The 12,273-nt window shown below is 68.9% G+C and carries 13 protein-coding genes; 11 read left to right on the forward strand and 2 right to left on the reverse strand.

Annotation, left to right across the window (positions count from 1 at the left end):
- Nucleotide 1: 1 nt before the first annotated feature.
- The gene (locus AC07O8_RS10790; RefSeq protein ID WP_495048006.1) at nucleotides 2-1,546 is read left to right on the forward strand and encodes a DEAD/DEAH box helicase; all 1,545 of its coding nucleotides are present in this window, start codon (nucleotides 2-4) and stop codon (nucleotides 1,544-1,546) included.
- Nucleotides 1,547-1,572: 26 nt separating this feature from the next.
- Here the strand turns inward: AC07O8_RS10790 and AC07O8_RS10795 are convergent, their stop codons facing one another.
- Nucleotides 1,573-2,364 carry an SAM-dependent methyltransferase gene (locus AC07O8_RS10795; RefSeq protein WP_495048007.1) on the reverse strand — a complete coding sequence of 264 codons (792 nt, stop codon included), beginning with the start codon at nucleotides 2,362-2,364 and terminating at the stop codon, nucleotides 1,573-1,575.
- 59 nt (nucleotides 2,365-2,423) lie between these two features.
- A complete protein-coding gene (locus AC07O8_RS10800) occupies nucleotides 2,424-3,035 on the reverse strand; it encodes a Maf family nucleotide pyrophosphatase (protein ID WP_495048008.1) in 612 nt (203 codons plus the stop codon).
- Between the two features lie 50 nt (nucleotides 3,036-3,085).
- Here AC07O8_RS10800 and AC07O8_RS10805 point away from each other — a divergent pair, with 50 nt between their 5' ends.
- From AC07O8_RS10805 to AC07O8_RS10850, 10 genes are all read left to right on the forward strand, one after another.
- A complete protein-coding gene (locus tag AC07O8_RS10805) occupies nucleotides 3,086-3,649 on the forward strand; it encodes a YceD family protein (RefSeq protein WP_495048009.1) in 564 nt (187 codons plus the stop codon).
- A gap of 270 nt (nucleotides 3,650-3,919) precedes the next feature.
- Nucleotides 3,920-4,105 (forward strand): 50S ribosomal protein L32, encoded by a 186-nt coding sequence (rpmF, locus tag AC07O8_RS10810; RefSeq protein ID WP_067277410.1) that lies wholly within the window; start codon nucleotides 3,920-3,922, stop codon nucleotides 4,103-4,105.
- A 228-nt stretch (nucleotides 4,106-4,333) separates the two neighbouring features.
- A complete protein-coding gene (gene plsX / locus AC07O8_RS10815) occupies nucleotides 4,334-5,467 on the forward strand; it encodes a phosphate acyltransferase PlsX (RefSeq protein ID WP_495048010.1) in 1,134 nt (377 codons plus the stop codon).
- Complete coding sequence (locus AC07O8_RS10820; RefSeq protein WP_297526123.1) at nucleotides 5,464-6,453, forward strand: beta-ketoacyl-ACP synthase III; 990 nt, start codon at nucleotides 5,464-5,466, stop codon at nucleotides 6,451-6,453. Before plsX ends, AC07O8_RS10820 begins: the two co-directional genes overlap by 4 nt.
- Nucleotides 6,454-6,575: 122 nt before the next feature.
- Nucleotides 6,576-7,517 carry an ACP S-malonyltransferase gene (gene fabD, locus AC07O8_RS10825; protein WP_495048011.1) on the forward strand — a complete coding sequence of 314 codons (942 nt, stop codon included), beginning with the start codon at nucleotides 6,576-6,578 and terminating at the stop codon, nucleotides 7,515-7,517.
- Nucleotides 7,518-7,569: 52 nt separating this feature from the next.
- The gene (gene fabG, locus AC07O8_RS10830) at nucleotides 7,570-8,319 is read left to right on the forward strand and encodes a 3-oxoacyl-ACP reductase FabG (RefSeq protein ID WP_297526121.1); all 750 of its coding nucleotides are present in this window, start codon (nucleotides 7,570-7,572) and stop codon (nucleotides 8,317-8,319) included.
- A 195-nt stretch (nucleotides 8,320-8,514) separates the two neighbouring features.
- Nucleotides 8,515-8,754 carry an acyl carrier protein gene (acpP, locus tag AC07O8_RS10835; protein ID WP_058936430.1) on the forward strand — a complete coding sequence of 80 codons (240 nt, stop codon included), beginning with the start codon at nucleotides 8,515-8,517 and terminating at the stop codon, nucleotides 8,752-8,754.
- 9 nt (nucleotides 8,755-8,763) lie between these two features.
- Nucleotides 8,764-10,011: a beta-ketoacyl-ACP synthase II gene (gene fabF / locus AC07O8_RS10840; RefSeq protein ID WP_495048012.1), complete on the forward strand. Its 1,248-nt coding sequence runs from the start codon at nucleotides 8,764-8,766 to the stop codon at nucleotides 10,009-10,011.
- A 38-nt stretch (nucleotides 10,012-10,049) separates the two neighbouring features.
- Entirely contained in the window at nucleotides 10,050-10,517 is a 468-nt protein-coding gene (locus AC07O8_RS10845; protein WP_495048013.1) for a hypothetical protein, read from the forward strand.
- 136 nt (nucleotides 10,518-10,653) lie between these two features.
- Nucleotides 10,654-12,141 (forward strand): DegQ family serine endoprotease, encoded by a 1,488-nt coding sequence (locus tag AC07O8_RS10850; protein WP_495048136.1) that lies wholly within the window; start codon nucleotides 10,654-10,656, stop codon nucleotides 12,139-12,141.
- The last annotated feature ends 132 nt before the right edge of the window (nucleotides 12,142-12,273 follow it).

Below are 12,273 nucleotides of genomic sequence, written 5' to 3' on the forward strand. Positions count from 1 at the left end.
TATGACAGAAACCACCCCGACGCCAAACCCTCTTTTCGACACGCTGCCGCTGGACCCCAAGCTCTTGCGCGCCGTGTCCGATCAGGGCTACGCGACGATGACGCCCATCCAGGCCAAGGCGATCCCGATCGTCCTCGCCGGCCGCGATGTGATGGGCGCCGCCCAGACCGGCACCGGCAAGACCGCCGCGTTCTCGATCCCGCTGCTGCAGCGCATGCTCAAGCACGAGAACGCCTCGATGTCCCCGGCCCGCCACCCGGTGCGCGCGCTGGTGCTGGCCCCGACCCGCGAACTCGCCGACCAGGTCGCCAACAACGTCAAGGCCTACGCCAAGCACACGCAGCTGCGCGTGGCCTGCGTGTTCGGCGGCATCGACATGAAGCCCCAGACGCTGCAGCTGAAAGCCGGCGTCGAGGTGCTGATCGCCACCCCCGGCCGCCTGCTCGACCACATCGAAGCCAAGAACGCCGTGCTGAACCACGTCGAGTACGTCGTGCTCGACGAGGCGGACCGCATGCTGGACATCGGCTTCCTGCCCGACCTGCAACGCATCCTGAGCTACCTGCCCAAGGCGCGGCAGACGCTGCTGTTCTCGGCGACGTTCTCGCCCGAGATCAAGCGGCTGGCGCAAAGCTACCTGCAGGAGCCGGAGCTGGTGGAAGTCGCCCGCCCGAACGCGACGGCCTCGACCGTCGAGCAGCGCTTCTTCAGCGTGGACGACGACGACAAGCGCGCCGCGGTCAAGCAGCTGCTGCGCCAGCGCGAGATCCGCCAGGCGATCGTGTTCGTGAACTCCAAGCTCGGCGCGGCGCGTCTGGCCCGTTCCTTCGAGCGTGATGGGTTGCGGACTGCCGCCCTGCACGGTGACAAGTCGCAGGACGAACGCCTGAAGTCGCTGGATGCGTTCAAGCGCGGCGAGGTGGACCTGCTGGTCGCGACCGACGTGGCCGCGCGCGGCCTGGACATCGCGGACCTGCCGGCCGTCTTCAACTTCGACGTCCCGTTCAATGCCGAGGACTACGTGCACCGCATTGGCCGTACCGGCCGCGCGGGCGCTTCGGGGCTGGCCTTCACGCTGGTGACCAAGGGCGACGCCCGGCTGGTCGGCGACATCGAGAAGCTCATCAAGCGCAAGCTCGACCTGGAGCCGATCGAGTTCGAAGGCGAGCGCCGCCGCTTTGACGGCGATCGCGGCGAACGCAGTGAACGCGCCCCGCGTGGCGAGCGCTCCGAACGCCCCGAACGCGCGCCGCAAGCCGAGGGCAGTGGGGAGCGTCGCGACTTCCGCCGCGAGCGCGAAGATCGTCGTGAGGAAGCCTACGGATCGCAGGGTTCGCATGCGCCGGCGCGCGCGCCGCGTCAGGCCTACGACCCGCTGTTCGACAAGCCGTATGAAGCCGCCCAGGGGGGTGACGTGCCGGCCTGGGAAAACGGTCCGGCGAACACGCCCCGCGGCGGCCTGTCGGCCAACATCAAGCCGAAGAAGAAGGTCGCGGCGCTGTTCGGCGCCAAGCGGCCGCAGGTCACGGCCGACAGCGAATCCTGACCGGCCTTTTGATCAGCCCAGGCTGATCAGCGAACGCCGAGGATCGCGAACACGGCCGGCACCTTGTCCGGCAGCGTCTTCGGCGCCTGACGCCATTGCTCGACCGTGGCCGTGTGCGTCCACGCGTCCTTCAGGCTCAGCCCGCAACTGACCGACAGCAGCGAACCCGGCTTGAGTGCCGCCAGCAGCGCCTGCAGCAGCGCGCCGTTGCGGTAGGGCGTCTCGATCATCAGTTGCGTCTGCTGTTCGCGGGCCGAGAAGTTGTCGAGCGCCTTGATGCGCGCGGTGCGCTCGGCCGCTTCCAGGGGCAGGTAACCGACGAAGGCGAAGCTCTGGCCGTTCAGTCCGCTGGCGGCGAGTGCCATCAGCAGCGAGCTCGGCCCCGTCAACGGCACGACCTGCACTTTCGCGGCATGCGCCGCAGCGACCAGCTTCGCGCCCGGATCGGCAACCGCCGGCATGCCGGCTTCGGAGATCAGCCCGATGTCGTGACCGGCCATTGCCGGCTCCAGCAGCGCCAGCCAGAGCTTCTCCTCGCTGGAGGAACTCGTCACCGCGCCTGCCGCAGGGCCGCGGCCCTTCTGCGGGCGCGGGAGTTCCTCGATGTGCTGCTCCTGCAGCGGCACCGCCAGCGGATGGATCGCGCCGACGCGCTTCAGGAAGGCGCGGGTGGTCTTGGCGTTCTCCGCGGCCCAGTGCGTGATCGACGCGGCGCGTGCGAGCACCGCGTCCGGGAGGACCTCTCGCAGGTCGACCTCCTGGCCGTTCATGCCGAAGTCGAGGGCGTTGGGAACGAGGAAGAGGCGGCCGCGGGTCATTGTTGTTCTCGAAATGGGCAGGGCAGGGCGGAGGCAGAGGGAGATGTCAGGGATCGGGTTCAGGCGAGCGCGCCCAGCACGTCCAGCCCGCCCTGGCGAAGCAGCGCGGCGGTGCGGATCAGCGGCAGGCCGATGAGCGCCGTCGGGTCGTCGGACTCGATCGCGTCCAGCAGTGCGATGCCCAGGCCTTCGGCCTTGGCGCTGCCGGCGCAATCGTAGGGTTGTTCGGCGCGGAGGTAGCGCTCGATCTCGGCGTCGCTCAGGTCGCGGAAGCGGACGCGCACCGCGGCCAGATCCTCGGCGACGAAACCGGTCGCGGCACAGACCACCGCCAGCGCCGTCTGGAACACGACGGTGCGACCGCGCATCGCGCGCAACTGCTCGACGGCGCGTTCGTGCGTCCCCGGCTTGCCGATCGTCTGACCGTCCAGGTCCGCGACCTGGTCCGAGCCGATCACCAGCGCCTGCGGGAAGCGCGCCGCCACCGCTTGGGCCTTGGCAAGCGCCAAACGCCGTGCGAGCGCCTCGGGGACTTCGCCGGGGCGCGGGGTCTCGTCGACGTCCGGTGCCGCCGTTTCGAACGGCAGTCGCAGGCGCTCAAGCAGCTCGCGCCGGTAGCGGGACGTGGAGCCCAGGATGAGCGGGCGGGTGGGCTCGGCGGCGGCGGTCATGGGGGCGGATTCTCCCATCGGGGCGGAGGCGGCTCGTACACTTGCGCCCCATGAAACCGCGTTCCTTTGATCCATTGAAGCTCGATGTCGGAGCTTTTGCCCGGGAGGGCGCCGCGTTGGCGGGCGAGTGGCCCGTCACCAGCCTGACGCGCCTGGCGGGTGCCGCCGCGCCCGAGTCCGATCCGGCCAAGTGGCCGCCCGTGTCCTGGTCCGCCCATGGCGAGCTGCGCACGCCCAAGGGCGGCGAAGCGCAGGTGTGGCTCGAGCTGAGTGCCGAGACGCAGGTCGCGCTGACCTGCCAGCGCTGTCTCCAGCCGGTGCGTGAAGACCTGGCGGTGTCGCGCTGGTTCCGCTTCGTCAAGGACGAGGACATGGCGGCGGAGATGGACATGGATTCGGACGACGATGTCCTGGCGCTGCCGCGCCACCTGGACCTGCGCGAGTTGATCGAGGACGAGTTGCTGCTGGAACTTCCGGTCGTGCCGCGTCATGACGAGTGCCCGGAGCCGCTGCCGCACGCCAACGTCGACGAGCACGAGGCGCCGGCCGAGGAGAGGCCCAACCCGTTCGCGGCGCTGGCGGCATTGAAGAAGGGCTCCGGCGGCAAGGCGTGAGGGCGGGGCGTCGCCGCCTGCCGGCGTTGCGCCCATGAAGCCTTCCGGTTCGCCGGATTTGCGAGGCCGGGGAGTGCTGTGCTATAGTTTCCGGCTTTCCCGGATCTAAGTGCGGCCACGTCAGCAATTTCAGCGATGTGGACGTGCGCCGGGACCGAGGCGTCGGTAGCGGAGCATCCTCGTCGGATCCGCGGCACAGCTCGAGTCCTCTCGAGACCCCGAGCAACCTCGAATCACCGAAGCCAGCCGAAGCCTTTAGGAGAATCAATCATGGCCGTTCAGCAAAACAAGAAGTCCCCGTCGAAGCGCGGCATGCACCGCTCGCACAACGCCCTGGTCACCCCGGGTACCGCGATCGAGCCGACCACCGGCGAAGTGCATCTGCGTCACCACATCAGCCCCAACGGCTTCTATCGTGGCCGCAAGGTGCTGAAGACCAAGGGCGACGCCGCCTGATCGATTCGATCAGCCGGTCCGGAGGGTTCGCAGGAGCCCCCGCCTGGTCTCACAAGATGAAAAAGCCCGGTTCCGCATCACGCGTTGCCGGGCTTTCGCGTTTTTGATCCTTTCCCGATCCTCGCTCCGGCAGGGCTCCCCCTTCCTCTGGAAGCCTCCCCTTGTCGCGCACGCTTCTTGCGGGGTCGCTACAGTCGCACCTTCGACCGGTGTTCTTCCCAGGTTTCGATGACCGCCATTCCCGCCACCCGCTCATCGCCCTCCGCCGAGCCGCTCCGCCTGTCGGTGGACTGCATGGGCGGCGATCACGGCCCTGCCGTCACCCTCCCGGCCTGCCAGGCCTTCCTCGCCACGCATCCGCAGGCGGAACTCGTGCTGGTCGGCCTGCCTGACGCGCTCCAGGCCGCGCAATCCTGGCCGCGCACGCGCATCGTCGCGGCCAGCGAGGTGGTCAACATGGACGACCCCATCGAAGTCGCGCTGCGGCGCAAGAAGGACTCGTCGATGCGGGTGGCGCTCTCCCAGCTCAAGCCGGGCAAGGACGGCACGCCCGCGCAGGCGCATGCCTGCGTCTCCGCGGGCAACACCGGGGCGCTGATGGCGGTCGCGAAGTACCTCCTGAAGACGCTGGACGGCATCGACCGGCCGGCCATCGCCACGGTGATGCCCAACCAGATCGGCGGCTTCACGACGGTGCTGGACCTCGGCGCCAACGTCGACTGCGGCCCGGAACACCTGCTGCAGTTCGCCGTCATGGGCAGCGCGCTGGTGTCGGCGGTGGACGGCAAGGAGAACCCGACCGTCGGCCTGCTGAACATCGGCGAGGAAATGATCAAGGGCAACGAGACGATCAAGCGCGCCGGCGAGCTGCTGCGCGAGGCCGCCTCGCACGACCAGTTGAACTTCCACGGCAACGTGGAAGGCAACGACATCTTCAAGGGCACGACGGACATCGTCGTGTGCGACGGCTTCGTGGGCAACGTGGCGCTGAAGACGGCCGAGGGGCTGGCCAGCATGATCTCCAGCTTCATCCGGGCGGAGTTCACCCGCAGCTGGTGGACCAAGGTCATCGCGCTGCTGGCGATGCCGGTGCTGCAGCGTTTCAAGGACCGCGTGGACCATCGCCGCTTCAACGGCGCGGCGCTGCTGGGCCTGCGCGGTCTCGTGTTCAAGAGCCATGGTTCGGCCGATGCCTTCGCTTTCGAGCAGGCGTTGAACCGGGCGTATGATGCGGCCCGCAACCGGCTCCTAGACCGGGTTCACGATCGCATCGTCGCAACGCTGCAGGCGCTCCCCGCGCCTGCCAATGAGGAGGGCGGCGATGCAGGAGACACGGCGGCCGCCGCCGCCCACGCTGCATGACCACTGCTTCCACGCGCCACGCCCGCATCCTCGGTACGGGCAGCTACCTGCCCCCGAATCGCGTCACCAACTCGGACCTGGCCGAACGCCTGGCCCGCGACGGGATCGAGACCTCGCATGACTGGATCGTCGAGCGCACCGGCATCCATGCCCGTCACTTCGCCGACCCGCAGATCACGTCCAGCGACCTGGCCCTGCCGGCCTCGCTGGCCGCGCTCGAATCCGCCGGCGTGCGCGCCGACGAGATCGACCTGATCATCGTCGCCACGTCCACCCCGGACATGGTGTTCCCCTCGACGGCGTGCCTGCTGCAGCAGAAGCTCGGCATCCACGGCTGCGCCGCCTTCGACGTGCAGGCCGTGTGCTCGGGCTTCGTGTACGCGCTGACGGTGGCCGATTCGATGATCAAGACCGGCGCCGCGACCAAGGCGCTGGTGGTCGGCGCCGAGGTGTTCTCGCGCATCCTCGACTTCAAGGACCGCACGACCTGCGTGCTGTTCGGCGACGGCGCCGGCGCCGTGGTGGTCGGTGCCAGCGACGAGCCCGGCATCCTCGCCAGCGAGCTGCATGCCGATGGCCGCCATGTCGACATCCTCTGCACGCCGGGCACCGTGTCCGGCGGCGAAGTCCTGGGTCATCCGCTGCTGAAGATGGACGGCCAGGCGGTGTTCAAGCTGGCCGTGGGCGTGCTGGAGAAGGTCGCGCGCTCGGTCCTCGACAAGGCCGGACGCACCGATGCCGACATCGACTGGCTGATCCCGCACCAGGCCAACATCCGGATCATGCAGGGCACGGCCAAGAAGCTGAAGATGCCGCTGGACAAGCTGATCGCCACGGTCGACGAGCATGGCAACACCTCCGCCGCGTCGATCCCGCTGGCCTTCGACGTCGCGGTGCGCGCCGGCAAGATCAAGCGCGGCGACACGGTGATGCTGGAAGGCGTCGGCGGCGGCTTCACCTGGGGCGCGGTGCTGCTGGACTTCTGATGGCCGACGCCGTCCGGTGCCTGATCCTGGCCGCCGGACCCGCGCGCAGCAGCGGCACCTGAGGGGCCGCGTCGCTGTCACGCGCGCTTCTCTCTCCTCATCGACAGTCTCGGACGCCAACCATGAGCAAGAACTTCGCAATCGTCTTCCCCGGTCAGGGCTCGCAGTCCGTCGGCATGCTGGATGCCTGGGGCGATCACCCCGAAGTCGTCCGCACCTTGGCCGAGGCCTCGGCCGCGCTGGGCGAGGACATCGGCGCGCTGATCAAGAACGGTCCGAAGGACCAACTGGACCTGACGACCAACACCCAGCCCGTGATGCTGACCGCGGGCATTGCCAACTACCGCGCCTGGATCGCCGAGACCGGCCGGGTGCCGTCGGCGGCCGCCGGCCACTCGCTGGGCGAATACACGGCCCTGGTGGCCGCGGGCGCACTGAGCCTGGCCGACGCGCTGCCGCTGGTGCGCTTCCGCGCCCAGGCGATGCAGGAAGCCGTGCCGGTGGGCACCGGCGCCATGTCGGCCATCCTGGGCCTGGACGCCGCCGTGGTCCGCGAGGTCTGCCAGAAGATCGCCGCCGAGTCGGGCGAGGTCGTCGAGGCCGTCAACTTCAACGATCCCAAGCAGACGGTGATCGCGGGCTCGAAGGCCGGCGTCGAGAAGGCCAACGAGGCGCTCAAGGCCGCCGGCGCGAAGCGCGCGCTGCCGCTGCCCGTGTCGGCGCCGTTCCATTCCAGCCTGATGAAGCCGTCTGCCGAGCGCCTGCGTGAGAAGCTCGCCGCCGTGTCGTTCCAGCCGGCCGCCTTTCCGGTGATCAACAACATCGACGTCGCCGTGACCGACGACGCCCAGGCGCTGCGCGACGCGCTGTTCCGCCAGGCCTTCGGTCCGGTGCGCTGGGTCGAGGTCGTCCAGGCGCTCAAGGCGCGCGGCCTGACCACCGTCATCGAGTGCGGCCCCGGCAAGGTGCTGGCCGGCATGGCCAAGCGCATCGACGCCGACCTGGTCAGCGCCACGGTGCTGGACCCGGCCTCGCTGGCCGAGGCCAAGGCGCTGCTGGCCTGAGTCGCGGCGCGCACTGCGGTCCTTTCCTTCCGAATTCCTCCCGAGGTTCCTCATGTCCGACAACACGTCCGATAACAAGCACGTTGCGCTGGTGACCGGCGCCAGCCGTGGCATCGGCCGCGCGATCGCGCTGACGCTGGCCCAGAAGGGCTTCGTCGTGATCGGCACCGCGACCAGCGAGTCCGGCGCGCAGGCCATCACCGACGCACTGGCGCCGCACGGCGGCCGTGGCGCGGTCCTCAACGTCAACGACGGCGCGGCCGTCAATGCGCTGATCGACGCGATCGTCAGCCAGGACGGCGGCATCCAGGTGCTGGTCAACAACGCCGGCATCACCAAGGACATGCTGTCCATGCGGATGAAGGACGAGGACTGGGATGCCGTCCTGGACACCAACCTGAAGGCCGTGTTCCGCGCCAGCCGCGCCGTGATGCGTCCGATGATGAAGCAGCGCTACGGCCGCATCATCAACATCACCTCGGTCGTCGGCGCGTCCGGCAACGCCGGCCAGGCCAACTATGCCGCCGCCAAGGCCGGCGTCGCGGGCATGACGCGTGCCCTGGCCCGGGAGCTCGGCAGCCGCTCGGTCACCGTCAACTGCGTCGCCCCCGGCTTCATCGCCACCGACATGACCGAGGTGCTGCCGGAGGCGCAGAAGACCGCGCTGCTGGCCCAGATCCCGGCCGGCCGCCTGGGCGATCCGGCCGAGATCGCCCACGCCGTGGCGTTCCTGGCTTCCCCGGAAGCCGGCTACATCACGGGCGTGGAGCTGCACGTCAACGGCGGCATGTACATGAATTGAGGTGGACCCCGTCCCACGCATGCGGCGTGGGCGGCCCACCCACCGGATTCACCCGGCCGGTGTAGGGCTGATAGAGTGCGAGCGCGCGCCGCATCCATCGTGGAGGGCGCGCCTCGGGAGGTCCGACTAGGGGCGCCACTCTAAGGCCTTAGAATCCCGGGTTGTTCTAGCAAACCACCCCCTCCTGGAGGAGTCATGAGCGATATCGAAGCACGTGTCAAGAAAATCATCGCCGAGCAGCTCGGCGTGCCCGAAGCCGATGTGACCAATGAAAAGGCCTTCGTCGCCGATCTGGGCGCTGATTCTCTGGACACCGTGGAACTGGTGATGGCCCTCGAAGACGAGTTCGGCATCGAGATCCCGGACGAAGAGGCCGAGAAGATCACCACCGTGCAGCTGGCCATCGACTACGCGGTCAAGCACCAGAAGGCGTAAGCAAGCAGCATGAGCCGTCGTCGCGTCGTCGTCACCGGTCTCGGCCTGATCTCGCCCGTGGGCAACACGGTCGAGGAAGGCTGGGCCAACATCGTGGCTGGCAAGTCCGGCATCGACACCATCACCCGTTTCGATGCCTCGGTCCTCGCCTGCCATTTCGCGGGAGAGGTCAAGGACTTCAAGGTGGATGACTACATCCCCGCGAAGGAAGCCCGCCACATGGATACGTTCATCCATTACGGGCTGGCGGCGTCGCTGCAGGCGATCCGCGACGCGGGGCTGCCCACCGGCGACGCGCTCGACCCGGAACTGGCGGAACGCATCGGCGTGCTCGTCGGCTCCGGCATCGGCGGCCTGCCGATGATCGAGGAGACCCACGCGGAACTGACCAATCGCGGCCCGCGCCGCGTCAGTCCGTTCTTCGTGCCGGCCTCGATCATCAACATGATCTCGGGCCACGTCTCGATCAAGTGCGGGTTCAAGGGCCCGAACCTGGCCATCGTCACGGCGTGCACGACGGGCCTGCACAGCATCGGCACCGCCGGTCGCATGATCGAGGCGGGCGACGCCGACGTCATGGTCGCCGGCGGCTCCGAGTCGACGGTGTCGCCGCTGGGCGTCGGCGGTTTCGCCGCGGCCCGCGCGCTGTCGACCCGCAACGACGACCCCAAGACCGCGTCCCGTCCCTGGGACAAGGACCGCGACGGCTTCGTGCTGGGCGAGGGCGCCGGCGTGCTGGTGCTCGAAGAGTACGAACACGCCAAGAAGCGCGGCGCCAAGATCTATGCGGAGCTGGTCGGCTTCGGCATGAGCGCCGACGCCTATCACATGACCGCGCCCGACGTGGACGGCCCGACGCGCTCGATGCGCAACGCGCTGCGCAACGCCGGACTGAACGCGGACCAGATCCAGTACATGAACGCGCACGGCACGTCCACGCCCCTGGGCGATGCGAACGAGACCAACGCGATCAAGAAGGCCTTCGGCGATCATGCGAAGAACGGCCTGGTGGTGTCGTCGACCAAGTCGATGACCGGCCACCTGCTGGGCGGCGCGGGCGGCATCGAGTCCGTCTTCACCGTCATGTCGCTGCACGACCAGGTCGCTCCGCCGACGATCAACATCTTCAACCAGGATCCCGAGTGCGACCTGGACTACTGCGCCAACGAGGCGCGGAAGATGCCCATCGAGTACGCCGCGAAGAACAACTTCGGCTTCGGCGGCACGAACGGCACGCTGATCTTCAAGCGGGTCTGATTCCCTGAACTGATCCAACGCGAGACGGACGGCGACCCATGACGCCGGATCGTTCGACATCACGCCGGGCCGTCGCCCGGCGTTTTTCATTGGCGGACGATCCGTGGTGGGTGCGCGTGCAGCGCGCGATGCTGTCCGGCGGCATGGCGGCGGCCCTCGTTGCCTTGCTGCTCCAGGCGGGCGTCGCCGACGGCATCGGACCGTGGCTGGGCCTGCCGCTCGCCGCCCTGGCGGGCGCGGCGCTGCCGGTCCGCGCGCGGGGCCGGGCCTTGCTCCGGTGGGACGGCGCGCAATGGTGGTGGCAGCGCGCGGGAGAGCCGCTTGCCATCACGCCGGACGTCGTCATCGACCTCGAACAGTGGATGCTGTTGCGGCTCAACGCCGCGACCGATGCTGAAGGTGTCCGCGGTCGCACGCCCCCGGAGCGCTGGATCGCGCTGTCGCGACGCGCGCACGAAGCGCAGTGGCCGTCGCTCAGGCTCCACCTCTTTCTCGCTGCCGGCTGACACCATGTCGTTTCTGAATTCCGGGCATGATGTGGGCCTTCCGTTTTTGCATCGCCACCTGCGAGTGTTCATGCTCAATTCCGATCGCATCTGTTCCCTTCGACGTCTTGCCCTGGCGCTCGCCGGCGCCACCTTGATGGGCGCCTCGCTGGGCGCTGCCGCGCAGACCGCGACCAAGCCGGCCGCACCCGCCACGGCCGCCACGGCCGCCGCCCCCGTCGCCGCTTCGGTGCCGGTTGCCGCCCCCGATCTCGCGCGTGCGCTGCCCGACTTCAGCGCCCTGGTCGAACAGGCCGGACCGGCCGTCGTCAACATCCGGACGTCGGAGAAGGTCAAGGTCGCCAACGCGCAGATCGACGAGCAGATGCGCGAACTGCTGCGCCGCTTCGGCATCCCCGTGCCGCCGCAGCGCCGCGCGCCGCCAGGAGCGGCCCCCGCGCCCGCGCCGACCCCGGACGACGATGACGACGAGGACGCGCCGCAGCGTCGCGGGCTGGGCTCGGGTTTCGTGATCGGCGCGGACGGCTTCGTGATGACCAACGCGCACGTCGTCGACGATGCCGACGAGGTGACGGTCACGCTGACCGACAAGCGCGAGTTCAAGGCCAAGGTGATCGGCCTGGACCGCCGCACCGACGTGGCGGTGCTCAAGATCGAGGCCAGCAACCTGCCGATGCTGCGCATGGGCGACGTGGGCAGGCTCAAGGTCGGTGAATGGGTCATGGCCATCGGTTCGCCGTTCGGTTTCGACAACACCGTGACGGCCGGCATCGTCAGCGCCAAGGCACGCGATACCGGCGACCTGCTGCCGCTGATCCAGACCGACGTGGCGATCAACCCGGGCAACTCCGGCGGTCCGCTGCTGAACCTGCGCGGCGAGGTCGTGGGCATCAACTCGCAGATCTACAGCCAGTCGGGCGGCTTCATGGGCATCTCGTTCGCGATCCCGATCGACGAGGCGATGCGCGTGGCCGACCAGTTGCGTGCTGGCGGCCGCGTGACGCGCGGCATGCTGGGCGTCTATCCGGACGACGTCAGCAAGGAGGTCGCCGAGGCCATCGGCCTGGGCAAGCCGCAGGGCGCGCTGATCAGCCGCATCACGCCGGCCGGCCCGGGGGAGAAGGCCGGCCTCCAGCTGGGCGACGTGATCACGAAGTTCGACGGCAAGGCCGTGGAGAAGGCGGTCGACCTGCGCCGGCTCGCCGCGGCGACCAAGCCCGGCACCAAGGTGCCGCTGCAGGTGTTCCGCCGGGGCGCCTACAAGGACCTGACCGCGACGCTCGACGCGTTGCCGGATGACCGCGCGGCGGCGACGCCGGAAGCCGAGGCACCGGCCGCCACCGGCGCGTCGGCCTGGGGCCTGACGGTGAGCGAACTGACCGAGGCGCAGCGCAAGGAACTCAAGGTCGACGGCGGCCTGCGCATCGACACCGTCGACGGTCCGGCCTCGCGCGCCGGCTTGAAGACTGGCGACGTGATCCTCTCGGTCAACAACGCCGAGGTGAAGACGGTCAAGCAGTTCCAGGCGGCGCTGGCCAAGCTCGAGAAGGGCAAGTCGCTCCAGATGCTGGTGCGCCGGGGCGAGGTCGCGACCTACGTCGTGCTGAAGCCCGGCAAGGGTTGAAGCAGTCCGGGTCAACCTAGCGCCGGCATGGGGCTTTCCGCAATGCGGAAAATCTGGCCGTCGATGGGTGATCCGGTGCACAACTCGACGTCGGTTGGTGCTTGCTAACGGATGTGACCAAGGCGGGGCAGC

The sequence above is a fragment of the Roseateles sp. GW821-FHT09G09 genome (assembly GCF_059415965.1).